General features: G+C 71.6%; 19 protein-coding genes and 3 pseudogenes. 8 read left to right on the top strand and 14 right to left on the bottom strand.

The window, feature by feature from the left end:
* Window positions 1-264: 264 nt before the first annotated feature.
* The 3 genes from FRANEAN1_RS18625 to FRANEAN1_RS18615 all read right to left on the bottom strand — a co-directional run bounded on the left by FRANEAN1_RS18625 (window position 265) and on the right by FRANEAN1_RS18615 (window position 3,085).
* Entirely contained in the window at window positions 265-1,080 is an 816-nt protein-coding gene (locus tag FRANEAN1_RS18625; protein WP_020461369.1) for an SDR family NAD(P)-dependent oxidoreductase, read from the bottom strand.
* Between the two features lie 113 nt (window positions 1,081-1,193).
* Window positions 1,194-2,246 (bottom strand): zinc-binding dehydrogenase, encoded by a 1,053-nt coding sequence (locus tag FRANEAN1_RS18620; protein ID WP_020461368.1) that lies wholly within the window; start codon window positions 2,244-2,246, stop codon window positions 1,194-1,196.
* Window positions 2,243-3,085 carry a sugar phosphate isomerase/epimerase gene (locus tag FRANEAN1_RS18615; RefSeq protein WP_020461367.1) on the bottom strand — a complete coding sequence of 281 codons (843 nt, stop codon included), beginning with the start codon at window positions 3,083-3,085 and terminating at the stop codon, window positions 2,243-2,245. Before FRANEAN1_RS18615 ends, FRANEAN1_RS18620 begins: the two co-directional genes overlap by 4 nt.
* Before the next feature lie 116 nt (window positions 3,086-3,201).
* On the opposite strand from FRANEAN1_RS18615, the gene FRANEAN1_RS18610 reads away from it, so the two are divergent.
* The 4 genes from FRANEAN1_RS18610 to FRANEAN1_RS18595 all read left to right on the top strand — a co-directional run bounded on the left by FRANEAN1_RS18610 (window position 3,202) and on the right by FRANEAN1_RS18595 (window position 7,645).
* Entirely contained in the window at window positions 3,202-3,894 is a 693-nt protein-coding gene (locus tag FRANEAN1_RS18610) for a helix-turn-helix domain-containing protein (RefSeq protein ID WP_347176666.1), read from the top strand.
* A gap of 217 nt (window positions 3,895-4,111) precedes the next feature.
* Complete coding sequence (locus tag FRANEAN1_RS18605; protein ID WP_020461365.1) at window positions 4,112-5,224, top strand: integrase core domain-containing protein; 1,113 nt, start codon at window positions 4,112-4,114, stop codon at window positions 5,222-5,224.
* A gap of 187 nt (window positions 5,225-5,411) precedes the next feature.
* Complete coding sequence (locus tag FRANEAN1_RS18600) at window positions 5,412-7,088, top strand: IS1182 family transposase (RefSeq protein WP_020461074.1); 1,677 nt, start codon at window positions 5,412-5,414, stop codon at window positions 7,086-7,088.
* A gap of 5 nt (window positions 7,089-7,093) precedes the next feature.
* On the top strand, window positions 7,094-7,645 hold the full coding sequence (locus FRANEAN1_RS18595; RefSeq protein ID WP_020461364.1) for a hypothetical protein: 552 nt from the start codon (window positions 7,094-7,096) through the stop codon (window positions 7,643-7,645).
* A gap of 217 nt (window positions 7,646-7,862) precedes the next feature.
* Here FRANEAN1_RS18595 and FRANEAN1_RS18590 read toward each other — a convergent pair whose 3' ends face one another.
* A complete protein-coding gene (locus FRANEAN1_RS18590) occupies window positions 7,863-8,516 on the bottom strand; it encodes a response regulator transcription factor (protein WP_020461363.1) in 654 nt (217 codons plus the stop codon).
* Window positions 8,513-10,549 (bottom strand): sensor histidine kinase, encoded by a 2,037-nt coding sequence (locus FRANEAN1_RS18585; protein WP_347176665.1) that lies wholly within the window; start codon window positions 10,547-10,549, stop codon window positions 8,513-8,515. Before FRANEAN1_RS18585 ends, FRANEAN1_RS18590 begins: the two co-directional genes overlap by 4 nt.
* 320 nt (window positions 10,550-10,869) lie before the next feature.
* Here FRANEAN1_RS18585 and FRANEAN1_RS18580 point away from each other — a divergent pair, with 320 nt between their 5' ends.
* Window positions 10,870-11,121, top strand: coding sequence for a hypothetical protein (locus tag FRANEAN1_RS18580; protein ID WP_020461361.1), 252 nt, complete (start codon window positions 10,870-10,872; stop codon window positions 11,119-11,121).
* A gap of 255 nt (window positions 11,122-11,376) precedes the next feature.
* Here FRANEAN1_RS18580 and FRANEAN1_RS39155 read toward each other — a convergent pair.
* A pseudogene (locus tag FRANEAN1_RS39155) lies at window positions 11,377-11,636 on the bottom strand (IS66 family transposase); the annotation flags it as partial.
* A gap of 58 nt (window positions 11,637-11,694) precedes the next feature.
* Between FRANEAN1_RS39155 and FRANEAN1_RS18575 the strand changes: the two are divergent.
* Window positions 11,695-12,080, top strand: a pseudogene (locus FRANEAN1_RS18575) (IS3 family transposase); the annotation flags it as partial.
* Window positions 12,081-12,192: 112 nt separating this feature from the next.
* Window positions 12,193-13,265 (top strand): annotated as a pseudogene (locus tag FRANEAN1_RS39150) (integrase core domain-containing protein).
* A 90-nt stretch (window positions 13,266-13,355) separates the two neighbouring features.
* Here the strand turns inward: FRANEAN1_RS39150 and FRANEAN1_RS18560 are convergent.
* The 3 genes from FRANEAN1_RS18560 to FRANEAN1_RS18550 all read right to left on the bottom strand — a co-directional run bounded on the left by FRANEAN1_RS18560 (window position 13,356) and on the right by FRANEAN1_RS18550 (window position 16,392).
* Window positions 13,356-13,787, bottom strand: coding sequence for a GNAT family N-acetyltransferase (locus FRANEAN1_RS18560; protein ID WP_041254348.1), 432 nt, complete (start codon window positions 13,785-13,787; stop codon window positions 13,356-13,358).
* Between the two features lie 356 nt (window positions 13,788-14,143).
* Window positions 14,144-14,917: a hypothetical protein gene (locus FRANEAN1_RS18555; protein ID WP_157472698.1), complete on the bottom strand. Its 774-nt coding sequence runs from the start codon at window positions 14,915-14,917 to the stop codon at window positions 14,144-14,146.
* Between the two features lie 710 nt (window positions 14,918-15,627).
* Complete coding sequence (locus tag FRANEAN1_RS18550; RefSeq protein WP_157472697.1) at window positions 15,628-16,392, bottom strand: hypothetical protein; 765 nt, start codon at window positions 16,390-16,392, stop codon at window positions 15,628-15,630.
* A gap of 625 nt (window positions 16,393-17,017) precedes the next feature.
* Between FRANEAN1_RS18550 and FRANEAN1_RS18545 the strand changes: the two genes are divergently transcribed.
* Window positions 17,018-20,227, top strand: coding sequence for a BTAD domain-containing putative transcriptional regulator (locus FRANEAN1_RS18545; RefSeq protein WP_347176664.1), 3,210 nt, complete (start codon window positions 17,018-17,020; stop codon window positions 20,225-20,227).
* Here FRANEAN1_RS18545 and FRANEAN1_RS18540 read toward each other — a convergent pair.
* From FRANEAN1_RS18540 to FRANEAN1_RS18520, 5 genes are read right to left on the bottom strand one after another with little or no spacing between them, the layout of a single operon-like run.
* Window positions 20,172-20,699, bottom strand: a complete 528-nt coding sequence (locus FRANEAN1_RS18540) for a phage tail protein (protein ID WP_020461355.1) — start codon at window positions 20,697-20,699, stop codon at window positions 20,172-20,174. The two genes, FRANEAN1_RS18545 and FRANEAN1_RS18540, sit on opposite strands and share 56 nt — an antisense overlap.
* Window positions 20,696-22,816, bottom strand: a complete 2,121-nt coding sequence (locus FRANEAN1_RS18535; RefSeq protein WP_020461354.1) for a putative baseplate assembly protein — start codon at window positions 22,814-22,816, stop codon at window positions 20,696-20,698. The genes FRANEAN1_RS18540 and FRANEAN1_RS18535 overlap by 4 nt, the downstream gene beginning before the upstream one ends.
* A complete protein-coding gene (locus tag FRANEAN1_RS18530) occupies window positions 22,813-23,241 on the bottom strand; it encodes a GPW/gp25 family protein (RefSeq protein ID WP_020461353.1) in 429 nt (142 codons plus the stop codon). Before FRANEAN1_RS18530 ends, FRANEAN1_RS18535 begins: the two co-directional genes overlap by 4 nt.
* Window positions 23,241-23,633, bottom strand: a complete 393-nt coding sequence (locus tag FRANEAN1_RS18525) for a PAAR domain-containing protein (protein WP_020461352.1) — start codon at window positions 23,631-23,633, stop codon at window positions 23,241-23,243. The genes FRANEAN1_RS18530 and FRANEAN1_RS18525 overlap by 1 nt, the downstream gene beginning before the upstream one ends.
* A 44-nt stretch (window positions 23,634-23,677) precedes the next feature.
* Window positions 23,678-25,414 (bottom strand): VgrG-related protein, encoded by a 1,737-nt coding sequence (locus tag FRANEAN1_RS18520; RefSeq protein ID WP_020461351.1) that lies wholly within the window; start codon window positions 25,412-25,414, stop codon window positions 23,678-23,680.
* Window position 25,415 lies beyond the last annotated feature (1 nt).

The raw sequence follows: 25,415 nt of genomic DNA, 5'->3' as shown, positions 1-25,415 counted from the left end.
TCTGCCCGCCTGGCTGCCCAGACGCGGGCCACGGCCGCTGTGGGGAGTGGGCACTCCCCGTCGTCGGCGCGGGCCCGTTCCGACTCCGCCGTCGGCGCGGCACTCACCGATCGAGGCGATAATCCCCGATCTCGCCACGTCGTGCCGGCGCCTGGCACGGTTTGCCCACCAATTTGCCGATCAACCGGTCGACCGGGCTTCGCCGTTCCGCCCCGGCACCCGCCGCCACGAGCTGGACTTTAACAGAGTGAGCGATTACTTGTGTCAGGCGATCTGGGTGCCGCCGTCCACCGACAACACCTGCCCGGTGACGAACGCGGCGGCGTCCGAGGCCAGATAGACGGCGGCGGCACCGATCTCGGCGGGCAGGGCGGTCTGACGCTCCAGCACCGTGCGCCGGCCGATGGAGTGCAGCTCCGGGCCCCGGGTGGCGGCCAGCCGGGCGAACACCCCGTCCGGATGCCAGCGGCTGCCCGAGCTGACGTCCCGGCTCATGTCCTCGGGGAGGGTCCCGTAGGGCGCGATCGCGTTGACGGTGATGCCCTGCCGGCCGACCTCCTTGGCCAGCACCCTGGTGAAGCTGTGCACCGCGCCCTTCATCGCCGAGTAGACGGCGAGCAGCGGGTCGCCGACGATCCCCGACGTCGAGCCAATGTTGATGATCCGCCCGCTCCCCCGCTCGATCATCCCGGGAAGCACCGCATGGGTGCAGTTCAGGGTGCTCATGATGTTGAGCGAGATGTCCCGCTCCCACGTCGCCGGGTCCGAGTCGGCGAACGCGTCGAGGTCGACATTGCCGCCGACGTTGTTCACCAGCACGTCGACGCCGCCCAACCGCTCCCGCACGGCAGCCACCATGGCGACCACCTGTGCGCGGTCGGTGACGTCGGCGGCCTGCCACAGCGCGTTCCCCGCGCCGGCGGCCAGCAGCTGCTCGCACACCCGACGACCCTGCTCCTCATCCCGGCCGACGATGACGACGTTCGCCCGCTCGGCCGCGAAGGCGAGGGCGATACCCCGTCCGATGTTGGCGTTCCCGCCCGTGACCACCGCTGTGCGGCCGTCCAGCCCGGTCTCCATGCTGTGCCCTTCCGTGTCCGGTGCGGGTACCCGCCGTCGCGCCGTTCCGCGGTGGCCGGCTCTCCCGAGGTGGCAGGCGTTCCCAAGGTGGCGGGCGAAGCCCGGCCCGCCGGTCAGCCGGCAGGCAGGTCGACGAGGACCTTCATCCGCCGGCCGTCGCGAAGATCTTGTAGAGCGTCGTGCAGGTCGGACAGGCCGACGTGGTCGACCCACCCCGCCGTCGGGTACGCGCCGCCCGCGATCAGATCGATCACCCGGGTGAACACCCCGGGGCCGTAGCCCAGCGACCCGGTCAGCTCGATCTCCCCCCGGGCCAGCACCCATGGCGCGAACTCGACCGGCCGCTCGGCGACCGCGATCCCGACGTAGCGCCCCCGGGCCCGCAGCACGGCTGGGGCCAGCCCGAACGTCCCGGGCGCCCCGGCGGCGTCCAGCACCACGTCGACGCCGCGACCGCCGGTGCGGCGCCGGACCTCGTCGGCGACGTCGGTCGTGTTCGGGTCGAGGACGTCGGCGACACCGAGCCGCTCCGCCGCGGCACGCCGCGCCGACGCCGGCTCGACGAGCAGGATGTCCGCCACCCCGACGGCGCGCAGCCCGAACACCACGCCCATCCCGATCGGCCCGGCACCGAACACGAGGGCGGATCCGCCCGCCTCTACACCGGAGCGCAGCACGCCGTTGAACGCGACCGCCATCGGCTCCACCAGCGCGCCCTCGGCCAGCGACATCGACGCGGGAAGGCGGTGCACCATCGCCCGCGGGACGGTCGTGAACTGGGCCAGCCCGCCGCCGTTCGAGCAGATCCCGTGCGTCATGACCTGCCGGCACAGTTCGGGGAGACTGGCCTGGCAGCGGTCGCAGTCACCGCAGGAGTAGAGCGGCTCCACGCTGACCCGCTCGCTGACGGCGACGTCGGTGACGCCCGCCCCGACGGCCGCGACCACCCCGGCGAACTCGTGGCCCACGATCTGGGGCAGCACACCGCCGGTGAGCGGATGCGGCACCGTCGTGCAGGCCCGCGGCCCGGAGAAGATCTCCGTGAGGTCGGTGCCACACAGCCCGTTGTGGGCCACAGCGATCTTCACCTCGCCCGCCGCCGCCTCGGGCTCGTCGACCTCCTCGACGCGCAGGTCACCGGGGCCGTGCAACCTCGCCGCGATCATGACGCCCGGACCTGGTCGATCAGTTCGCGCACCCGGGCGGCGCCGAGGCCGGCGGCCTCCGCGGCGGGCATCCCCTCGGTGGCCGGGGAGAGAACCTCGGGCCCGACCCAGCCGAGCGCGCCGATACCGTCCAGCACGCGGAACAGCCGGACAAGGTCGAAACCGCCGTCGCCGGGAAGCAGCCGGTTGAAGGTGTCCCGGGCGATGTCGTCCGGCGCCTCGGCGGGGCCGTCGGACACCTGCACCGCGAAGACCCGGTCGCCCGGGAGCGCCTCGAGCGCCACGAAGTCGGGGTTCCCCCGGAAGAAGTGCCACGTGTCGAACACCAGGCCGCCGTTGGCCCGGTCCGCCGCCGCGACGACGGCCATCGCGGCCGGCAGGTCCCTGATCGCCATCATGGCCATGAACTCGAGCTGGATCAGGGTGTCGAGCTCCGCCGCGCGGTCACACAGCTGCCCGAACGCGGTGGCGATCTCCTCGACCGGGAGGTCACCGGTCGGGCGGGCGAACGCCGTCAGCGCCGCGGGCCGCAGGGCCGCGCACATGTCCAGCACCTCGTCCGCGGTGAAGGCGATGGAGCGCGAAGCCGTCATCGGCTCGCCGCCATACCAGTTCATGAGCCCGTCGAGCACGATGCCGAGGCCCTGGTCGCGCAGCCGCCGCCCCAGCTCGGCGGGCACGGTGCCGGCCTCCTGGGCCAGCGCCACGTCCAGCGGGCTGATCGAGATGCGGCCGAACCCGCCGGCGACCGCGGCCTCCACCCGCTCCGCAAGGGGGCGCTGCAGGCCCACCGTGCCGGACCACATCACCCAGCCGATGCTCTCCGCTGAACCGGTCATCCGCGACACCTGCCCCTCAGTCACCCGGCACACTACGCCGGAAACGACACTCAATGCCACCGTCGATATCCTGGGGCAGGTGTGGCGCGGCGTATAGTACGACTGTGGCGGGTGAGGTGTCAGCAGGGCTCGACCTCCGCGAGCGCACCCGGCGCGCCGTGCGGACCGAGCTGATGTCCGTCGCGATGGACCTCTTCGTTCGCAACGGCTACGAGGCCACGACGATCGACGAGATCGTGGCCGCCGCCGGGATGTCGCGTCGCAGCTTCTTCCGCTACTTCGGGTCGAAGGAAGACGTCGTCCTGGGGCACCTCGACGCCCTCGGCGCGTCCCTGGCCGAGGCCCTGGGCCAGCGCCCCGCGAACGAGGACGCCTGGACCGCGCTGCGCCGGGCCTTCGACACCCTGATCGCCCACCAGACCAGCGACCCGCAGGCCGCCCTCTCAATGCGGCAGATGCTCGACGGCAATCCCGGGTTGCAAGCCCGCAACCTGGAAAGGCAGTGCCGATGGCACGACCGGCTCGCGCCCCAGATCGCCGCACGCCTCAGCTACACGGGAACCGGACCCGCGGATGACAGTCCCGCGGGAGCTGGCGCCGTAGTCGACAGCCACCCGGGTGACAGCCACCCAGGTGACAGCCACCCGGGTGCCGGCCCCGCCGCCGGCGCTCGCACAGCCGCGGTCATCGGCGCCGCGCTGGCCTGTATGGAGGCGGCAAACCGCGCCTGGATGGCCACCGACGGCCGCACCCCGCTGGCCACCATCCTCGACGACGTCATGCGCACCGTCCGCCCCGCCGCTTTCTAACCCGTCGCACTCAGCCCAGGCCGGGTTCGGCGCAGGCCGGCTGATATTCAGCAGATCCGGATACCGGGGCAGGTTCCCTATCTGACGGATTTCGCCGCAGTGCTAATCGCGCAACGGAGCGCCGCGCTACATCCCCGCAACCACGCACGCGCCCCTGCAGCGCGCAGAACCGAGCATGTGGGGCTCCAGAACCCGATTTGGGCGGTGACCTGCACGTTTGCCCGCCGAACGAGGCCCGCGTCGGGCAGGCTGGACGGCCATGGCGTGGTCGCGGCTCTACGCCCTGACGCGCAACGCTCTCGGACTGATGTTGCTCCGCGTGCGTGGGGACACCTCGAAAGAGGTGGAGCTCCTCGTCCTGCGACATCAGGTGGCGGTGCTGCGACGGCAGGTGAACCGGCCGGCGCTGGAACCGAAGGATCGGGTGATCCTCACGGCGCTGTCCCGGCTGCTACCCCGCGCCCGCTGGGACGTCTTCGTCGTCACCCCGGCCACCGTCTTGCGCTGGCATCGTGACCTCCTCGCACGACAATGGACCTACCGGAGCAAGAAGCCCGACCGGCCACCGATCCGACATGAGATCCGTGAGCTGGTCCTGCGCCTCGCGCGGGAGAACCCGACCTGGGGCCACCGCCGGATCCAAGGAGGACTCGCCGGGCTGGGCTACCCGGTCGGAGTCGCCACCGTCTGGCGGATCCTGCACCACGCCGGTGTCGACCCCGCGCCCCGCCGGGCCGACGCCTCCTGGCACACATTCCTGCGCGCACAGGCCTCCGGCATACTGGCCTGCGACTTTTTCGCGGTGGACACCGTGTTCCTGCAACGGATCTACGTGTTCTTCGTCGTGGAGATCGCCACCCGCCATGTCCATGTCCATGTCCTCGGAGTCACGAAACACCCGACCGCGGCCTGGGTCACCCAGCGTGCACGGACCCTGCTGATGGATCTCGAGGACCGCGGCCGCCGGTTCCGGTTCCTCATCCGTGACCGCGACACGAAGTTCACAGCTTCCTTCGACACCGTCTTCACGGCAGCCGACATCGACGTGGTACGCACGCCCCCGCAGTCGCCCCAGGCAAACGCGATCGCGGAACGCTGGGTGGGCAGCGCCCGCCGCGAATGCACCGACAGACTGCTGATCGTCTCCGAACGGCACCTGACGTCAGTCCTCACCAGCTACGCCGAGCATTTCAACACCCACCGGCCTCACCACTCCCTCGGCCAGCACCCACCCGACCCGCCACCCGTGGTCGCCCCGCCCCTGGGTTCCACCGTCCGTCGCACACGCATCCTCGGCGGGCTGATCAACGAGTACCGTAACGCCGCCTGACGACTCCCACCGAGGACCACGTCAACCGCAAAAGACCAGCTCACAGGCCGAAACCCGGTTTTTGGAGCCCCACAGGACTCTGTTGCCCTATTGCTGGGCGCTGAGGCCCTCACGCCTCGCGGGTGGTGATCATGGAGGATGGTGCGTAGCGGCTGGCCCTGACCCTGGCCGCGGGAGGAGTCGGTCGATGTCGATGCAGCCACGTCCGTGGCCGCAGGTTCCTGAACAGACCGCGGCGGTGGCCTGTGCGGCGTTCCCGAAAGGCACACTGGCAATCCGTGTTCGCGATGAGCTGCCCGAGTTGTTTGCTGATGAGCAGTTCCTCGCAGCGTTCGGCGTGCGCGGTAGACCAGGCATCTCACCGGGGCAGTTGGCGCTGGTCACGGTGTTGCAGTTCGCGGAGAACCTCACCGACCGGCAGGCGGCCGACGCGGTACGGGCCCGGATCGACTGGAAATACGCCCTCGGTCTGGAGCTGACCGACGCAGGGTTTGATCACACTGTGTTGACCGGGTTCCGGCAGCGGCTTATCGACCATGGTCTGGAGGAGAAGGTACTGGACCTGCTGCTGGCCCGGCTGTCCGAGTTAGGACTCGTCAAGGCTGGCGGCCGGCAACGCACCGACTCTACGCATGTGCTGGCGGCGGTACGCTCGGCCAATCGGCTGGAGTTCCTCGCCGAGACACTGCGAGCGGCCTTGGAGGCGTTGGCCGTGGCCGCACCGGACTGGCTGAGGGCCCAGATCAACACCGAATGGGTGACACGGTACGGCGCCCGTATGGATTCCTACCGGATTCCGAAGGGCGACGACAAGCGTAAAGCGATGGCCATTCAGGTTGGAGTCGACGGGTTCGGTCTTCTGGAAGCCGTACACACCGTCGGCGCACCGATCTGGCTACGTGAGATCCCCGCCGTGGTCACCCTGCGTGCGGTGTGGCTCAGGCAGTACCACCGCACGATCACCCATGACGGGCAGGAGGTGGCGTGGCGGGAGGAAAAAGACCTCCCGCCCAGCAGAGACCGGATCTGCTCGCCGTACGACACCGACGCCCGGTACGCGACCAAACGCGGTTCCGGCTGGGAGGGCTACAAAGTCCATCTCACGGAGACCTGCGACGACGTGAGCACGACCGGCGCGCCACACCTGGTCACGAATGTGACCACCACCGACGCGACCGTCACCGACGTGGAGATGCTCGAACGGATCCACAAGGATCTCGACCGCAGATCGTTACTTCCGGCGGAGCACCTGGTCGACGCCGGCTACACCAGCGCCGAGCTCCTCATCGACTCCCAGCGCGATTTCAGTATCACGTTGCTCGGTCCGCTGCCGGCCGACAACTCCCACCAGGTTCAGGCCCGTGGTGGCTTCGAACGCGCCGCGTTCGCCATCGACTGGGACAACCAGCGGGTCACCTGCCCGCAAGGCGTGACCAGCACGATCTGGTCGTCCTGCAACGAACGCGGCCGGGAATCGATCGTGGTTCGTTTCCCCGTCACAGCCTGCCAGCCATGTCCCGTCCGTTCACAATGCACACGAGCCACCCGGAACGGCCGCCAGTTGATGCTACGTCCCCGCGACATCCACGAAGCGGTCGAGCAGGCCCGCGCCAAACAGAACACCGACGAGTGGAAACAGCGCTACGCAACCCGCGCCGGCGTCGAGAGCACCATCCATCAATCAGTTGCCGTCACCGGGATCCGCCGCTGCCGCTACACCGGACTACCCAAGACCCGACTTGCCCACGTCCTCGCCGCCACCGCCCTCAACCTGATCCGGTTGGACGCGTGGTGGACCGGCACGCCACTCGACCGGCCTCGGGCCAGCCACCTCGCAAGACTCGACTTCAGCCTCGCCGCATAGCCGAATTGGGCAACAGACTGCCACAGGCTGGCTGGCAGAACGGCCGCTACGACAACGGGGCGTACAGGATAACCGCGAGTAGTGGACCGCTGGCGGCCGCCCCGGCGAACATTCCGGCGGCGTTTCCGGTCGCTCCGGCGAATCTGAGCCTCGAGGTCGAGGCACACCGGATTGCCGGACCATCGGGCATCCAGTACGGCCTTGCCTGCCGGGCCGATCCGAACACCGCAGAGGCCTACTATTTCATCGTCACCCACCAGACGATGGCCATCGCCAAGGTCACCCACACGAACCCCGAAGCACCACCACTGATCCAGCTGGCTGTGCCTGATCTCGACGTCAACGCCACCAACCGCCTGCAGGCCGTGTGCACCGACGACCCGACGCGGAACGCGGTCCACCTCGCGTTCACCGTCAACGGCCGTTCTGTGCAGGTGACCGACACCACCGACCCGCTCCGCAGCGGCACGGTCGCGATCGTGGCGGCGACCGCCTACGGCGACACCAGAAACAGCGTCAAGGTGGAGTTCGACAACGTCGTCGCCACCCGCAGGTAGAAGACCTCTCACACCGCGCGGGGGGCTACGGCGGGCACTGTCGCGTCGACGGAGGCCACTGCCGGCCGGACGATCGAGTGATGCGCCGCCGTCGTGTCCGTCCGCCGGTGCCACCGAGGTGGCAGCCGGGGCGGCGCGGTGGCGGACCGGGCAAGCGCCCACGGCCAGGCCGTCAGTCGACGCGCTGACGGAGGCACTGCCCCCCTTCGAGATATGGTCAGGTCGGCTGGCGGTGGCCGAGACCCGCTTCGCGGGCTCGGACGATTGCCTCGGCGCGGTCTGCGAGCTGGAGTTTGGCGAAGATCGTGGACACGTGGTTGGCGACGGTACGGGTACTGACATTGAGTACCCGGGCGATCGATGCATTGTTGCGGCCGCGGGCGAGTTCGTCCAGAACCTGCCGCTCGCGGTCGGTGAGCTGCGGGAACGGGACCTCACGTGGCGGGTGGGCGAGCAGGGCGAGGACCCGTGCCGCGACACGGGAGCCGAAGATTGCCTCGCCGTGTGCCACGGCGGTGATAGCCCGGCGCAGTTCGTCTTGGTCGGCGCCCTTGAGGAGGTAACCGCGGGCGCCGGCGCACATCGCGGCGAACACGGACGCGTCGTCCTCGACCATGGTGACCACGAGCACTGCTGTGTCGGGAAGTTCGGCGGTGATCGACCGGGTGGCGGTGACGCCGTCGGTACCGGGCATGTGCAGGTCCATGAGGACGACGTCGGGCCGGGTGGCACGGGCGATCCTGATGGCCTCGTCGCCGTCCGCGGCTTCCCCGACGAGGTCCAGGTCGTCCAGGGACAGCAGGAGCGCCCTGACCCCGGCGCGGATGAGCGGATGGTCGTCCGCGACGACGACCTTGATCGTGTCCGTCATGAGACCACCGGCGAGGCCGCACCCGGCCGGGGAAGGGGAATCGTCACGGTCACCAGCGTGCCACCTCCAGGCGGCGACGTGATCGTGCACTGCCCGCCTAGGTCGGCGGCTCGTTCGTTGATCGACCGCACGCCGACGCCTGGTTGCCAGCCGTCGGGCAGCCCGCGCCCGTCGTCGTGGACCTCGATCGACAATGCTGAGCCGGCCCGCAGGCTGACCTCGCACCGGCGCGCCGCGGCGTGCCTGACGGTGTTCGTGATGGCCTCCGTGACGATGCGGTATGCGGCGGTCTCGATGCCGGCCGGGAGCCGAACCAGACCGTCCGCGAGAATGACCACCTCCGGGTGGCGGCCCCCCTCGGTCCCGCGGCCGGGGAAGCCGCCGCGGCCCAGCCTCGTCGCGGCAGCCCGCAGCGCGGCGACGAGCCCGGCCGATTCCAAGGACGGGTCGCCGAGGGCGTAGACGAGGCGCCTGACGTCGTCGATCGCTTCGTTGACCTGGGCCCGGGCATCGGCGAGGAGTTCGTCGCTGAGCTCTGGAGTGCTGCGGAGCCGGTTGCGGGCCGCGTCAAGAGTCAGCCCGGTCGCCGTCAGCCGCGGCCCAAGCCCGTCGTGGAGGTCACGTTGGAGCCGACGCCGCTCGTCCTCGCGGGCCAGTACCAGCCGGGTCCGGGCACCGCGGAGGTCGTGCAGCAACGCCACCGCGTGCACGGCGGCGCCGACCTGCCGGGCGACGTCGCCTAGCAGTGCCCGGTCGGCACCGGACATGCGGTCCTCGCCGCGCCGCCGGCCAATCAGGAGGGTCCCCACCTGCTGGCCGTGGTGGCCGAGCGGGAGTGCGTCGGTCTCGTCGTCGGTCGGGCGCAGGGGGTCGCCGTCGTGCTCCGGGCGGCGCCGGCCGGCGTGATGTTCGGCAACGACACGGTTGTCGGCGGTGACGATCCCCGCGTAAGGGATCCGCAACGCGAGGGTCAGCGTCTCGGCGAGGATGTGCAGCCCATCCTCTGGGCCGGGGGCGGTGGAAAGCTGCCGGCCGACCGCCGCGACCACCGCGTACGGGTCGTCTCGCCGGCCGTAGAACAGCCGGTTGATCCGGGCCCGGATGCTGACCGACATCGGGCCGAACGCGAAGACCGCCGCGGCCGCGCCGATCGCCGACACGAGCGGCCCGGTGGTTCCGATTAGCGCGCCCACCGCGAGTACCACCGCCGCGTAGGTGCCGAGCGCCGCGGTCAGCAGGGTCGCGGCCAGGACCGAACGCCGGACGGCCACGTCGATCCCGTACAGCCGCCAGCGCAGGATCGCGGCCACGACGGCGACCTGTTGCAGCAGCGTCTGCGCGATCGCGATGAACGGCCCGATCGAGGACGGCTCGACGAGGACCGTCACCAAGATGACGGGTACCAGCAGCTGGGTCGCCGCGACCCACCTGAGTTGCTGCCGCAGATCTCCGCGTGCGCGGACGTACCGGACCAGGATGCTCGCGATGGCCGCCACCCCGGCGAGATCGCCGACGAGGCCGAGGGCCTGCGCCACGCCCGCCAGTGCCGGGACGTCGAGGCCCATGGGATTGACGAGGCCGGTCGGCGAACCGCCCGGCTCATCCGGTGTCGTCACGATTACTCCCGCGCGCAGCGCGGACGCCACCATCGCGAGTGCCGTGAGAGCCAGGGGCACCTGCGCCGCGCGACGCCAGCCCATGGACGTGATGCGGCCGGAGGGGAACAGGAACAGTGCCGTTGCCTCCAGGGTGAGATGCGCCTGCCATGACCAGGAGACGACCCACAACGCCCAGTCCGGGCCCGGCCAGCCGTGGCCGAGCGCGGCGCCCGCGTAGCCGGCGGCGAGCCCGGTGACACTGGTCGTGAGGCCCGCCACCAGGTACATCCAGCCGATCACGAGCTCTGGCCGGCGACGGGTGAGGATCAACCCGGGGACGGCGAACCCGGGCGTGTAGAGCAGGATCAACCATTCCCCGACGTCCTTGCCGTGGCCGCCGGCAGCGGCGAGGACGATCATGGGTGCCGCCGCCATAGAGAACACCACGGTGGCGGCGGTGGCCGCGGCCGACCAGCGACGGGACACCCCATGGCCCGTCGTGTCAGACGGGCGTGACACCCACGGCATGGCGCCGGAGAACCTGCTCATGGACGGATCCAAACGCGATCGCTGTGCCGGGTCATGAGTACGCAATCACCCCTCGACCGTAAAGATCTCACGGGTGAAGCGTGAATGGGGACTCATGACGTCGTGATGGGCGCCGTCGCTCAATGGAGGCGGCCGCCACAGGTGGCGGCCCGCCGCGTGACCATGAGGGTCGACGACGGCGTTCCCGCTCTTGATCGGAGATCGTCATGGTTCAGGTCGCGATGCTCGTCCTCGCTTTCCCACTGGGTTTCTTCCTTGCCGACCGCCGGGTGGCCTACGGGGCCACGGCGATCGTGTTCGCCGCGGTCATGGCGGTGCAGACCCCGTTCGTCGCGTCCGACAGCGGCCTGGACGCGTGGTACTGGATCATCAACGCCGCCACGCTAGCCGTGGGGCTCGGCCTGGCCATCTGGGGCAACACGCTCGGCGCCCGGCGCCGCGCCCGCCGCATTGCCTGACCGCGACACCGATGGCAGGTCGTCGGGTCCGAGGGGTCCTCGGCCGGGCAGGTTCGATCCGTCGTCCCTGCCCGTCAACCTGCTTGTCGAGGAGTCTCTGATCATCGGAGCGACCGGGCTCGGACTGCACTCGGGACCGGCAGTTGAACCGCCCACGTGGCTTCTCGACCCGGAGACTGCCGTACATGGACACGGAGTCGCTACCCATGGGGCTCGTGGTGTCCATTCACGGGTGCGACCCGTGTTGATGGTGCTTTAGGCGGCGATGGCGAGGGCGGCGGCCGGCGTGGCAGTCCGGGGCACGGGGAAGCCAGGGCTTGCCGGCGAGGGCCATCGTGATGGCGTCGAGGGCCCAGAATGGCGTGGTCGCGGGCGGAGACCAGGTAGGAGCGCACGCGGCAGTACCCGGCGAGGGTCGCCGGGGTGTGCCAGTAGCCCGAGACGGCCTGGTGCCGTTTCGGTAGCCGTAGCGCCTGCTCAGCCGGGTTCTTCGTCCAAGGAATCCTGAAATCCGTCTGGGCGGATCGGGCGGTGCTCGCCGCACTGATCAAACTCCTGCCGAGAAGGCTGCGGATGCACCGGCTGATCACCCCCGGCACCGTCCTCCGGTGGCACCGCAGCCTGGTCACCCGGAAATGGACCAGACCACACCGGACCGGACGGCCACCGATCAGCCCGGAGATCGCCACGCTGATCAAGCGGCTCGTGACCGAGAACCCGACGTGGGGATACCAGCGGATCCAAGGCGAGCTTCTCAAAGTCGGCCACAAGGTCGGCGCGACCGCGATCCGCCGGATCTTGAAGTCCCTGGGGCTGCCCCGGCTCCGAACCGGCAGACCGACACGACGTGGCGGCAGTTCCTGCGTACGCAGGCGTCGACGATGCTGGCCGTGGAATTTTTCCACGTGGATTGCGCGGTGACGCTGCGGCGTCTGTACTGCTTCTTTGTCATAGAGGTCGGCTCCACGCGTGCCTGCGCGGCGAGCAGATGCGACTGTGGGGCTCCAGAACCCCGATTCGAGCGGTGACCTGCATGTTTGTCCCGGACGGGGCCCGTGTCGGGCAGGCTGGATGGTCATGATGTGGTCGCTGCTCTACGCCCTGACACGCAACACTCTCGGACTGATGCTGCTCCACGTGCGCGGCGACACCGCGAAAGACGTGGAGCTCCTCGTCCTGCGACATCAGGTGGCGGTGCTGCGACGGCAGGTGAACCGCCCGGTCCTGGAACCGAAGGATCGCGTCGTCCTCGCAGCCCTGTCCCGGCTGCTACCCCGAGCCCGCTGGGGTTCGTTCTTCGTCACCCCGGCCACCGTGTTGCGCTGGCACCGTGAGCTCCTCGCACGACAATGGACCTACCCGCGCAAGACCCTTGGGCGGCCGCCGGTCCGCCGGGAGATCCGCGAACTGGTCCTGCGCCTCGCACGGGAGAACCCGACCTGGGGCCACCGCAGAATCCAGGGAGAACTGATCGGGTTGGGCTACCCGGTCGGGGTCGCCACCGTCTGGCGGATCCTGCACCACGCCGGCATCGACCCCGCACCCCGACGGGCCGACACCTCCTGGCGCACGTTCCTGTCCGCGCAGGCCTCCGGCCTGCTGGCCTGCGACTTCTTCACCGTGGACACCGCGTTCCCGCAACGGATCTACGTGTTCTTCGTCGTCGAACACGCCACCCGCCGTGTTCACGTCCTCGGGCTCACACGAAGCACCCGACCACGGCGTGGGTCACCCAGCAGGCACGGAACCTGCTGATAGACCTCGACGAGCGTGGCCACCGGTTCCGGTTTCTCCTCCGTGACCGCGATACAAAGTTCACGGCTCCGTTCGACGCCGTCTTCACCGCAGCCGGCATCGACGTGGTATGCACACCGCCACAGTCGCCGCAGGCGAACGCGATCGCGGAACGCTGGATCGGCACCGCCCGCCACGAATGCACCGACAGACTCCTGATCGTCTCCGAACGACACCTGACATCAGTCCTCGACAGCTACGCGAAGCATTTCAACACCCACCGGCCCCACCGCTCCCTCAGCCAGCGCCCACCCGACCCGCCACCGGTGGTCACCCCGCCCTCGGGGTCTACCGTCCGGCGCACACGCATCCTCGGCGGGCTGATCAACGAGTACCGCAACGCCGCCTGACGACGCCCGCAGACAATCACCTCAATGGCAAAAGGCCAGCTCACAGGCCGAAACCCGAGTTCTGGAGCCCCACAGGCGGCACTATGGTGCTCAGCCGGGCTTTTCCATGTCGACGAACTCCACGGCGCCGTAGCCGTCGAACGTGTCGGTGTGCCGTCCGGTCTCAACGAAACCGAGGCGCTGGTACAGACGGATGGCACGTTCGTTGAAGGCTGCGACGTCGAGCACGACCCGGCGCTGCCCGTAGAGGGGGCGGGCGAACTCCAACCCGGCCAGCACGAACTGCTCGCCGAGCCCCCGGCCGGTGAGATCGGGCCGCAGGCCGAACCCGTAGAACAGCGCGTCGCCGTGCAACTCGAAGAAGTAGAAACCCATGAGCGCACCGGCGTCGTCGCGCACCGCGAAGAAACGCTCGGGGTTCTTCACGGGTAGGCCGTCATCGTCGTAGAAGTCGTAGGGCGGGTCGTACCGCCAGGCGGCGCGCTCCCCGAACATGGCATCGTCCGCCGGTTCGATCCTCACCGCTTCTACTCCGAACTGGGACCGTCCCGAACGTCGTCCCCCGCTGTCAGCGCGATTCTCCCACCGTGCTGCCAGGGGCATCCATCGGCCCACCCCCGCATGTTGCGGCAACCGTCCCTGTGCCCTCCCGGTGAACCCGGATCCGGTTTCGGTAACCCGGCTCCTGGCGCTCGTTGCCCGCACTCTCGGCAACCCGTCTCGGCGACCGTGGACGACGGGCCGACGCGCCGGCGTGGACGGGACGAGACTCCGCCCTGTCCGCTGCGAGGCAGCCCCCTCACCAGGCCGAAAATCGTCCAGCGGAGCAGATCACTGTGATTTCCATGGCAGAGTTCGACCGTCCTCGACCGCCGAGCTCAGCGCTCGGCGAGGAAGTCGATCTCGCTGATCGCGATGACGTTGCCCTGGCCGTCCGAAGGGTCGTAGGCCTCGGTCACCCAGACCTTGACAATCCGCACGTCCTTTCCGCGAACGTTCAGGTCCTGGCGGTCGGGCACGTCGCGCAGCGAAAGGATCTGGCACGGCCCGTCGCCGAGCTGCACCCCGATGCTCCGCGGCCTGGCCTGGGTCAGCCGCTGCGGGTCCTTCCCGTCCAGGCCGGCGCGGATCGAGACACGGTCGATCCGAACCGCGTCGTCGAAGAGGAGGATGAGGGTCGCGCTCCGGCCGGCCTGCTCGGTATCGGCGCAGGACTCGCCGGGGGGCCGGTCCGGATGCCAGGACGTGGCCCAGGCCCGGTTCCGGAAGCCGTCGACGGCGAATGCCTGACTGTAGCCGGGGAGCTCTTCCTCGGCCGGCTCGACCCGCCACGACTTGACGTCGATCTCCTTGTACGAATGCGGCAGGAGCCCGGCCACATGGTCCGAGACCCAGCCACGCGAGCTGCCACTCCATGGCCCGACGAAGGCGAGTACGGCGGCGACGACGACGGCCAGCGCCGTCGCGCGGAAGGCCGCGACCCGCGGTACGAGCGGCTGATCGTATCCGCGCCAGGCGCCGGCGACGGCGCGCATCTCCCGGTCGAACCGGCGGCGCTCACCGGCGCCCGCCAGCGCCGCCCCCCAGCCGCGCGCTCTCGGCGGTTCCGGCTCCGCGTCCCGGCGGGAGCGGGCCTCGAACCGGACCAGCATCTCCCCGCAGGTGCAGAACCGGGCGCCGGCAGGGTTCTGCCGCCCGCACCGGCACGGCATCGGAGTGCCAGGCTCTCCGGATCTCGGCGGGTGACCGGATGCCTCGGGATAAGGCGACGTCTGCGGGTAGCCCGACGCCTGCGGGTGACCCGGGGGCTGCGGCGGACTCCCGGGAGCCGTCGACGGCGTCGACACTCCGGTCGGCGCCTCCTCGTCTGGACGGACCGCCCGGAAGCTGTCCCGTGGTCCGGCGTCCGGGCCGGCGCCCACCAGGCCGGCGATCGAGATGGGGCGCAACCCCGCCGGCTGTGCCCCACGCGGGACCCGGATTCGCCCCTCGGCCGTCCGAGATGCCGGCGCCGCGGGATCCTCCCTGCGGACGGCCCGCGGCATACCGGGGGCCGACGGCCCAGCGGGAGCCGACGGCGAACCGGGGCCCGGATCCGGCCGGGCTCCGGAGACCTGACCGGGCCCCGCGGCCGCTGGTCTCGGATCCCCGGACGGCGGAGGGCTACCGACGGGCGGGTGAGGGCCGGCGGCAGAGCCCGCGGCCGGACCTGGACCTGCGGCTGGCGTTTCCCTCCGGCCTCCTCCGTGCGAGGGCGGCGGATCGGAGCCCTCCGCGGACCACAGGAACCGGCCACATCCCTCGCAGAACTGGACGCCGTCGTTGTTGACTCGCTGGCACGTCGGGCACGTCGGGCACGTCGTCATCCGGCACCGCCCAGGTCGGCCCGGTCAGCCGGACGCACCTGGTCGGTCACCAGGAGGGCGGCGAGGGCCGCCAGATCCTCCCCGCCGTCGCCACCCGCGCGTTCGCCGCCAGCGCCCAGGCCGACGGCGGCCGGTGGTGGTGGTGCCGATGCCGGCGGCGGCATAGGCACCACGGGCGACGACACCGGCGCGGGCGGCGCACCGAACCGCCCGACGCGGCCGGCGGGTTGCCTCCGCGGCACCAGGGCCAGGTCGGGATCGACGCCGTACCCGGTCACCCACCAACCGGGCTCCGCGGGGTCGGGAAGCCCGGCGACCAGCCCATAGGCGTCGAGGACATCCCCGTCCGGACCGGTCACAGCGAGATGAAGGCAGGTGGCGTCGGGGTCGCCGTCGTGGAGGTGGGGCACGACGACGCCGATGGGCTCCCCGGCGGCGACCCGAGTGCCGGCCTGGGGCAGGCAACGCGTGCCCTGGTAGCGGTAGCTGCGGCCGTCGTCGGCGCGCAGCAGCAACGGGGAGCGGCCATCCACGACCCCGCCGGCGACCGCGTATACGGTCTCCCCCGCGCGGGCCGGCAGACGCAGCTCGCCGCCGGGCTGAGGCGCGACGACGAGCGCCCGCGACAGTGGCTGGTATCGGGCGCCGCTCGGGGCCGCGGGAGCCATGACGGGCGTCGCCTCTGCGGCCGGCCGAGCGACCGGGGCGACCTGTGACCGGTCGTCCGGGGAGACCCGTGCCCGCGCAACCGGGGCGACCACCGACGGCACGTGCGACCTGAGATCCGCCGGGCCAACCGGTCCAGCACCACCCGACGGGACGGCCTGTGGGAGGGCGTCGGACCGGTCAGCCGGGACGTCGGACCTGGCGCCTGGGACGACGGCGCCCGCGACCCCGGGCGTGCCGCCACGGCCGGGAGGCGGAGCCGTGCCAGAGCCGGCGGACGAGCCGGCCTCCGCCGAGATCGGGGCCGGGGATGGGGCCTCTGACCTGGGCTTTTCACTGTCTGTCAGATCGTGTGCAAAAAGCGCCCGAAGCGCGTCCGCGTCGGCCTCGCTCCCGCCGAATTCCGGCGGCGCTGGTGGCGGCACCGTCTCCCCCGTCATCGTCCTCGGTCGTCCTCACCGGCCATCAGGAAAGGAAGCTGGTCTATTCTTCCACGTCAGCCGTACCGTCTCCTGCCTCGTCCGGCCTGCTGTTCCGCGGATGACGTTGTCACAGCTGATGCTCAGGGTAAGGTCGGGGCGGCCCTTCGCCCGCACATGGGGCGAAGATGGTTCTCGAGCGATGCCGGAGGCGGGGGATGCGTCGCGGCGTGTACAGATCTATGCCGGCGGGAATGCCGAACTTGACGCCGCGCCTGGAACAACCTCACGGGGAACGGCGATGACCGAGGCGCCGGTTCCCCCGATCCTCGCGGCCCGCGTTCGGCTACCCGCCCCCGCCGGCATGCACCGGCCGCGGCTGGCCGGACCGCTCATCGTCCCGGCCGCCTACCGGGTCGGAACCGTGGTCGCGCCGGCCGGCGCCGGGAAGACAACCCTGCTTGTGGAGGTGGCGCAGGCGTGTGCGTGGCCGACCGCCTGGCTCACGCTCGACGACCGGATCGGCGGCCTCGACTCGTTCCTCGCCCACCTGCATGCCGCCGCGGCAGCGGCGGCCGGTCTGCCCGCCGGATCCTGGACCAGCATCGAGAACGCCATCGTGGACCTCGACCGGCACCTGACCGACAACCTGCTCATCGTCCTGGACGACCTGCACGCGGTGGACGGACAGCCGGCCGAGGCGGCGGTCCAACTCCTGCTCGACTACCTCCCCCCCAAGGTCCGGGTTCTCGTCGCCGCCCGCTGGCGCCCGAACCTCGATCTGCACCGGCTGCGTCTCGCCGGGCAGATACGGGAGGTGGACGCCGACGCGCTGCGTTTCCGGACCTGGGAGGTCGAGGAGCTGTTCCGGGACTGCCACGGCGTCCGGCTGCGACCCGAAGAGGTAACCGCGCTGACCCGCAGCACGGACGGCTGGGCCGCCGGTTTACAGCTGTTCCACCTCGCCACCCGCGGCCGGCCCGCGTCCGAACGGGCGAAGATTCTCTCCGGGCTCGGTAACACGCGGCTCACCCGCGAATACCTGACGATGCACGTGCTGTCCGCGGTGAGCGCGGACGAGCGGGACTTCCTGGTGCGGACGAGCGTCTTCGACCGGCTGACCGAGAAACGCTGCGACAGCCTGCTGGGACGCACCGGGAGCGGTCTTCAGCTCGCCGAGCTGGAACGGCGTGGGCTGTTCACCTTCGTCGAGGACGACGGGCGGACCTACCGTTACCACGAGGTGTTACGAATTCACCTGCTGGAACGGCTCGTGCTGGAACACGGGGAGGAACGAGCCCAGGAGGTGCACGGGGCGGCGGCGCGGCTGTGTGAGGAGGACGGCGCGCTCACCGAGGCGCTCCTGTCGTACTGCCGCAGCGGGGACTGGGAGCAGGTGCGGCGGCTGCTCGGCCAGGGCGGCCGGCGCCTGGCCGACGACCCGGCCGCCTGGTTCGAGCTGCTGCCGGCCGCGATCCGCGACTCCGACCCGTGGGTGCTGCTCGCGATGGCCCGCCGGCTCGCCGCGGACGGGTCGCTCGAAGCCGCGGCCGATACCTATCGCGATGCCGCGACGGCGTTCGGTTCCGAAACGCCGGCCCGGGTTCACCGCGAGCTCGCCGAACTCGACGACTGGCTCCACCCCGCGCCGCGCCGCGGCACGACCTGGCTGCGGACTCTTCGGGCGGTGCTGGCCGATCCCGGCCCGCATGTCGAAGGATCCGCCGACCCCCCGCAGACGGCGCTCGTGCGCGGGATTGCCGCCTTCGTCGCGGGAGAGATCGCGCTGGCCCGCCAACGCTTCGACACGATCACCGCGGGTATCGGCGCAAGTCCCGTGATCGAGACGGTCGCCGCGGTCGGGCGGGCCGCGTGCGCCCTGCTCACGCAGGACGCACAGGCCGGCGAGACGGTCGAGGAGGGAGTGGCCGCGGCGGAGCTGCTCGGGCATGCGGCCGTGCTCCGCGTTGCGGCCGCCGTCCGCGCCCTGTACTTCGGCTACGGCAACCGGCACGTCCTGCACCTGCTCGACGCCGCCGGCCGGGCCGGTGACCGGTGGGGGGTGGGGGCTCTCGTCCTGCTCGGCAGCTTTGCCGGCCTCCCGGTGCCGGACGACGTCATGTTCCCGGCCGACGAGCTTCCCGCGCCCGCCCTGCCGCCGTCGACCGGCCTGGCGCCGGGGCAGGTGTGGCCGGACGACGAGCCGATGCACCTGCGCGCCTACCGACAGCTGGCGATGGCACTGGACCACACGGCAGGGATCTTCGACGAGCTGACCGCCGGTGCGCTCGCGACCTGGGCGCGGGCGTCCGCGCTGCTGGCCTGGCGGCGGGCGGGCGCGCCGCTGGACGAGGACGAGGCAGCGCGGGTGGTCCGGGCAGCGGCCCGGCTGGGACCGGCCCCGCACGCCCTCGCCCTCGTCGGTAGCGTCCCACCGCCCTCGGCCGCCCCACCGCCGTCGCACGCGGCCGGTCTGCCGCCGTCGCCCTCTGCGGCGTCCGGTGCCCCGTTCGCCCCAGGGTCCGGCGCGACATCCGGCCAGACCCATCCGCACGAGGTGGCGCGCCGGATCGCCGCCGAGGCGGGCGTCGGAAGCTGGGTGGAAAGGCTGATCGCGTCGCTGTCGGGCGGCGGCCGCCCGCCCGCTGCCGTCATGCCCGCGGGCATGACGGGCACCGTCGCTGCCGCGGTCGACGCCGACGCGGCCAGCCCGGCGCCGGCCGGTGAACCGCCCGCTGCGGAGCGCCGGCTGACCGTCCGCTGCCTGGGTCGGTTCGAGCTGGAGGTCGACGGAGTGCCGGTCGGCCTGGCCGGGGTACAGCCGCGCAACCTCGAGCTCCTTCATGTGCTCGCGGTGCACGCGGACCGGCCGTTGCATCGGGACCAGCTGATCGAGCTGATCTGGCCGGACGCCGCGCCGGCACAGGCGAACCACAGCCTGCAGGTCGCGGTCAGCGCCCTGCGCGGGCTGCTCGAACCGGCGGTCCCGCGCGGCCGGCGCGGGCTGCTCCGCAGGGCCGGGCAGGGCTACCTCCTGGCCCTCGTCGATCCGGACGACCACGACATCCGCCGGCTCGAACGACTGCTCGATGCCGCGGCCGCGGCACGACGCTCCGGTGACGGCGAGGCCGAGTACCAGCGGCTGGCGAGCGCGATCGAGCTCTACGCCGGGGACGTCCTGCCCGGCGGTGGCCCGGCGGACTGGCTGCTGGCCGAACGGGACCGGCTGCGGACGACCATCGCCGCGGCCTGTGAACGCGCCGCGGCCATCTCGACCGAGACAGGCCGGCACAAGGATGCGGTCCGGCACGCCGAACTGGGGCTCGAGGTCGACCGGTACCGGGACGGGCTGTGGCGGACGCTCGTGGTGGCGCTCCGATCGGGCGGGCAGCCGGTCGCGGCCGCCCGCGCGGAGGCCCGGTACGAGGCGATGCTCGCCGACCTGGGCATCGAACTCACACCGGCCGAACCTCCACCCGGTGCGGGACATGGGCCGGCTTGGCCGACCTGACGGCCGCCTCCACCCCCCGCAGATCGCTGCCCTGCGGCACCCGGACGACAAGCGACGGGGTGCGACCGCCCGGCAGTTCGCCCTGCGGCCGGGGCGACCAGTTCACCCCTCCGCTGTCGGTCACCTCCGCCTCCACCCCGGCGAGGACCCGGACGGCCGCGGCCACACCGGCCGGCGTGCCACGCCACCGCAGGACCTCCGGCAGCTGCCGGATGACCGCCCGGGTGCGGTCGGCCGGCCATCCGCCGTCCACCGCCATCCCGAGCCAGCCGGCCAGCCAGCCGAGGAAGTCCTCCGGCGTCAGATCCGGGTCGAGGTAGGCGTCGACGTTGTCGAGCGTGGCCAGCACCGGCGCCAGCACCTCGTCGAAGGCGGCGAGCAGCGCGCCGACGGCCCCGGCGCCGAGCAGCACCCCCGGTACCCCGCCCGCCAGCGGGAACGGAGTATCCAGGCCCTCGACCGATCCCCTCATCCGGCCGCCTGGGCGCGAACCGCGTCGATCTGGTGCTCGAAGCTGAACACCAGGCTGGTCGGCGGCAGGTCGAGGCGTTCCACCCGACTGAAACGCTCCCGGGTGACCGGGTTCGCCTGGAACAGCAGCGCCTCGTCGACGTAGGCGACGCCCGACACCGCCTGCAGGACCCCGAACACGTCCCCGACGTGCACGGCCCGGCCGAACGGCCAGCCGGTGCCGTCCGGTCCGCCGCTGACGGGGTTGAGGAACCGGTAGAGGGCGGTCAGCGCATCCTCCCGCACCCGGTCCGGGTGGGCTGTCGCGGCGCAGCGCAGGCGCGCAACCACGGTCACGCCGACGTAGCGCGGCGGCTCCACGCTGACCCGCACGCCGACCACCCGCCGGGCGTCGAGGTACCCCCGGATGGCCTCGCCGGTGGTGTCCGGAACGACGAGCTCGGTGAGGGCGAGACGGCCGTCGGCGCCGGCCGCCCGGGGCACGACGAGCACCCGGACCGCCCCGGCGTCCTGGCCGGACTCCTCCACCACGCAGCGCACCCGGGCGATCTCCGGGGCGGCCTGCCGGGCGAGGACCTCGAAGTCCTCGGCGGTGACCGCACGGTCCCGGTGCCGCAGTGCGAGGGGTCCGCGGACCTTGGCCTCCTCGATGGTCTCCCCGTCCACCCCACCGCTGGCCGGCTGCCGGTTGTACACGGCGGCGACGTACGGGATGGAGGAGCGCAGCGTGTTCAACGAGCGGGCGACGACGTTGCCGATCCGGCCCCCGCCGGTCTGGTACGGCCGCACCCGGACGACGGACCCCTTCGGCGGGACGGCCCCGTACTGGCGCACCGAGCCGTCCGCGAGCCGGACGAGCGGCCCGAACCCCACCACGCCGGTGGTCGGGTCCACCATCACGTGCCGGTCGTCCGGCCCGCTGGACGCGAACGAGTCGACCAGCTGCCAGACCGACCAGCCGTCGGCCGTCCCGGCCCCGGCCCCACTCCCATTGCCGTTCCCGTCCGGGCTGTCCGGCGCGGACCCGTCGCCCGCCGGCACCGCCACCGACCCGGTCGGCGCGGTCGTCGGGAGCGCCGCCGGCGACGCGGGGGGCAGTCCGGCGGGCAGCGCGTTGCGCCGGGTGTCGTCGGCGCTCACCTCGATCACGATCGGCTCGGAGGTTGTCGGAACCGGGACCTGGCTGAGCCGGAACGTCTGCCCGGCAACCCCCTCCGAAATCCCGAGGACCGCCCCGGCGACCTGAGCGCCGTGCACCGCGTCGACGTCCCCGCCGACGGCCGCCCCGACGACGGACACGATGCGCGGGGATTCCCGGTAGGCCGGCACCCCCCGCCGCTCGACGACCCGGCAGCGCAGCCAGGCGGAGGTGACGCCGCCCACGTCCCGGACGCCGTGCGTGCGCGGCAGGTGCAGCTCGATCACACCCGTGGTGTTCAGGCCGTTCGTGGTGTCCTGTTCGAGCGAGCATCGGCTCCAGCGCCGGCCGTCCCAGGCCTCCCAGCGCAGCGGCGGCCGCAGCGGGTCGATGCCGTGCCCGCTCACCATGCAGGTGAACCGCAGGAGGACGATCAGCGACGGGGCCGGCCGGTCGAAGCCGATGTAGAGCGCGTCGCCGGCCTTGGGACGCTCGTCGAAGCAGGCGAACCCCGAGCCGAATCCGAGCTCCCGGGTGTGGTCGCGCAGGGTCTCGCCGTCCACGCTGGACGCCACCACGACCGAGCGTGCCGGCACGATGTCCAGGTCCGCCATGGTGGTGAACTCGATCGCCCGTTCGGTGGCGGTCCGCCGGGTGGACACCACAGTGCCCTTCGCGATGCGGACGGTGGCGTCCTGCTGGGCGGAGAGGCGGAACGAGACCTCGGCGCGGGCGGCGACCGGCGGGAACAGCCGCACCCCGACCAGGTCCAGGAACCGGACGTAGTTCCGGTCGGGCACCCGGTTCAGCCGGTACAGCAGCAGGTCGGTCATCCAGGCGAAGGTCTCGACGAGGGTCACGCCGGGATCGCTCACGTTGTGGTTGGTCCACGTCGGGCAGCGGTCGGCGATGAAGCGCTTCGCGTCGTCGACGAGCTGCTGGAAGGTCCGGTCGTCGAGGTTCGGTGCCGGCAGCATCATGAGGAGGCCTCGTCGGGGATGACATAGAAGGGGACGACCAGGTTGCGGCGGTCGTAGACGCCGCGGACCCGGTAGCCGATGTCGATCCACAGGGTGGATTCGACGGCGTCCGGGGTGACCTGCACATCCACCACGTCGACCCGGGGCTCCCAGCGGCTCAGCGCGCGCGTCACCTCGTAGGCGATCAGCCCGGCGGTGGTCGAGTCCGCCGGGGCGAAGACGTAGTCGGCGAGCGGGCAGCCGAACTCGGGCCGCATCGGGCGCTCCCCCGGGGTGGTGCTCAGGATCAGGTACATCGCCTGTTCCAGCTCAGCGACCCCGCTGGTCATGGCGAAGGACCCGCTGGCGTCGGTGGCCATCGGCCAGCCCCAGCCGACCCCGAGGAAGTCCGTGCCGGCGGTCGTCCCGGCCGGCGCCGGGGGCATCACGGGCCCACCAGGACGGTGACGCCCGATCCGGTGAGGACGGCCGGTATCTGCGCGCACTGGGTGACCTGGCATCCGCTGTAGGCCACGCCCCGGCCCTCCGCCAGCACCGTGGTGCTGCCGGCGACCACCTGGCCCTGCTGCGCGACCGGCAGCATGAACGGGTCGGAGACGTGTAGGCCGACGTGCGGCGGTGTGTTCAGCCCCGATGACGAGGTGACGGCGACCGGCTGCCCGCCAACCAGAACGGTGGCGGCCAGGCCGGTGGTCAGCGGGGCGGCGAACGGCAACGGGGCGGGCGACGGGATCGGCGTGCCGGTAGGGCCGGGTACCTGATGAATCGCGCACACTCCGGTGATCTGGTCGCCGGCGACGGCCGCAGGAGAACCCACCGTGCCACCTCCGTTCGTCTCGCCCGAGACACCTCGTCCGGGGGTCAGTTGAGCTTGATCGGGTTTCCCTGCACTGTGACGTCCGCGCGGCTGGACAGGGTGAGGCCGGCGTCAGCAGAGATCGACCCGGTACCCCGCGCGGAGATCGTCAGGTCCTGCTCGGCGGTGAGCGACAGTTTCCCCTTGGCCCGGACGTCGATGTCCGCGTCGGTCTCGATGGTGAGCCCGCCCTGGTCGTGGTCGAGCCGGATCCGCACCTTGCCGTCCCGGGTGCGGATCTCCACGTGCTCGTCGCCGTCGGCGTCGCTGACCACGATCTCGTGGCCCTTCCGGGTGCGCAGGCCGCGCCGGACGACGGTGCCGGCGGCGGTGTCGACGCCGCCGCCGAAGGGCGGCGCGTCCACACCGTTGTACAGGCCGGCGAGCACGAACGGGCGGCGCGGGTCACCCTGCTCGAAAGCGACCAGCACCTCGTCGTTGACCTCGGGCAGCACCAGCATCCCGCGGTCCGGGCCGCCGCCGGCGATCGCGACCCGGGCCCAGTCGGTCTCGTAGTCCGCGGACAGCCAGGGCAGTTTCACCCGCACCCGGCAGCGGGACTCCGGATCGTTGATGTTGGAGACGACGGCCGGCACCACACCGGCGATCAGCGGGCTGCTCTGCCGGGCGCCGGCGGCCGAGGCCAGACCGAGCAGGGACCGGTCGTGCGGCCCGCTCACCGTGAACCGGGTGCGGTAGCTGGCGTGGTCGAAGACGTGCTCGGCGTGGGAGACGGTGAGCTTGCCGTCGAAGCTCCCCCCGGTCCGGCCCACGCTCAGCGCCACACCGGCGAGGATGCGCGGATCTCCGTGGGCCACGCCCTCGGCGGCGACCGAGGTGCTGGCGATCCGCTCGGCGACCGCGGCGACCATCGCGTCGCACTCGGCCTGCGTCGCGAGCGGCCGGGCGGGAGCGACGTACCGGGCGGAGGAGTTGCCCGCCCCCAGGTCGGCCGGGTCGTCCTTGATCTGCGCGGCGCGAGTGCTCGCCCGTGCGGTGGCCACCAGCTCGCGCTTGCCCCGGTCGTCCCAGCCGCGGACCTCGACCTCGGACACCTGCTGCGCGGCGGTCACCCGGGCGGTGAAGACGTCCAGGTCGCCACCTGGGGTGAGCTGCAGGTGGCTCGGGCTGTCGAAGTTGCCCGGCCTGGGCGCGTCGTCGGCGGCGGTGGGACGGACGAACTCCATCTTGTTGTCCCGTACCCGGAGCACGTGGTCGACCTCTCTGGCCCTTCGGGTGAGGAAGTCCCAGTGCGTCTCGTTGACCTGGCCGACGTGTTCGTGGACGACCGTCGTCGGATTGATCGTGCCGGTGTCTATGCTCAGCTCGCGGGCGATCTTCGTCACCAGGTCGGAGTCGGTGACGTTGTGGTATGTGGCCGTGTGCACGCCGTTGAACAGAGCGTATGAGCTGTCGTAGGCCACCACGACAGCGGTCGCGCCCCGCTCGTCGTAGCCGAAGCCGAGGCTGTAGATGGTGCCCTCGAAGAGGACCTTCTCCGCGCCCCCGCCCTCGGGGGTGGCCCTCGGCGGCGCGGTGACCTTCAGCGCGTGGCGGAAGTCGAACCCGGCCGCCGCGAGCACGTCCCGGCCGGGGTCATTGAGTACCACGCGGCAGGCGTCCGGCGCCGCGACGTCGCTGTCCACGACGACCCGCAGGATAGTCTCCTTGATCGCGGGCGGCACCGGCTTCCCGTCCAGGTAGAGGACGGGCAGCGCGCCGTAAGTCTCGGGGGTCGCCACG

Origin of the sequence: Parafrankia sp. EAN1pec, from assembly GCF_000018005.1 — a bacterium.
GTDB lineage: Bacteria > Actinomycetota > Actinomycetes > Frankiales > Frankiaceae > Parafrankia > Parafrankia soli.
This window is presented reverse-complemented; position numbering and strand designations above follow the sequence as displayed.

What these genes read in the sequence shown, in the direction of transcription:
- FRANEAN1_RS18540 (WP_020461355.1), bottom strand. Translation starts at nt 20,699, where the DNA reads ATGAGGGGATCGGTCGAGGGCCTGGATACTCCGTTCCCGCTGGCGGGC.
- FRANEAN1_RS18620 (WP_020461368.1), bottom strand. Translation starts at nt 2,246, where the DNA reads ATGATCGCGGCGAGGTTGCACGGCCCCGGTGACCTGCGCGTCGAGGAG.
- FRANEAN1_RS18545 (WP_347176664.1), top strand. Translation starts at nt 17,018, where the DNA reads ATGACCGAGGCGCCGGTTCCCCCGATCCTCGCGGCCCGCGTTCGGCTA.
- FRANEAN1_RS18625 (WP_020461369.1), bottom strand. Translation starts at nt 1,080, where the DNA reads ATGGAGACCGGGCTGGACGGCCGCACAGCGGTGGTCACGGGCGGGAAC.
- FRANEAN1_RS18585 (WP_347176665.1), bottom strand. Translation starts at nt 10,549, where the DNA reads ATGGCGGCGGCACCCATGATCGTCCTCGCCGCTGCCGGCGGCCACGGC.
- FRANEAN1_RS18600 (WP_020461074.1), top strand. Translation starts at nt 5,412, where the DNA reads ATGTCGATGCAGCCACGTCCGTGGCCGCAGGTTCCTGAACAGACCGCG.
- FRANEAN1_RS18530 (WP_020461353.1), bottom strand. Translation starts at nt 23,241, where the DNA reads ATGCCCCCGGCGCCGGCCGGGACGACCGCCGGCACGGACTTCCTCGGG.
- FRANEAN1_RS18590 (WP_020461363.1), bottom strand. Translation starts at nt 8,516, where the DNA reads ATGACGGACACGATCAAGGTCGTCGTCGCGGACGACCATCCGCTCATC.
- FRANEAN1_RS18615 (WP_020461367.1), bottom strand. Translation starts at nt 3,085, where the DNA reads ATGACCGGTTCAGCGGAGAGCATCGGCTGGGTGATGTGGTCCGGCACG.
- FRANEAN1_RS18535 (WP_020461354.1), bottom strand. Translation starts at nt 22,816, where the DNA reads ATGATGCTGCCGGCACCGAACCTCGACGACCGGACCTTCCAGCAGCTC.
- FRANEAN1_RS18580 (WP_020461361.1), top strand. Translation starts at nt 10,870, where the DNA reads ATGGTTCAGGTCGCGATGCTCGTCCTCGCTTTCCCACTGGGTTTCTTC.
- FRANEAN1_RS18555 (WP_157472698.1), bottom strand. Translation starts at nt 14,917, where the DNA reads ATGCTGGTCCGGTTCGAGGCCCGCTCCCGCCGGGACGCGGAGCCGGAA.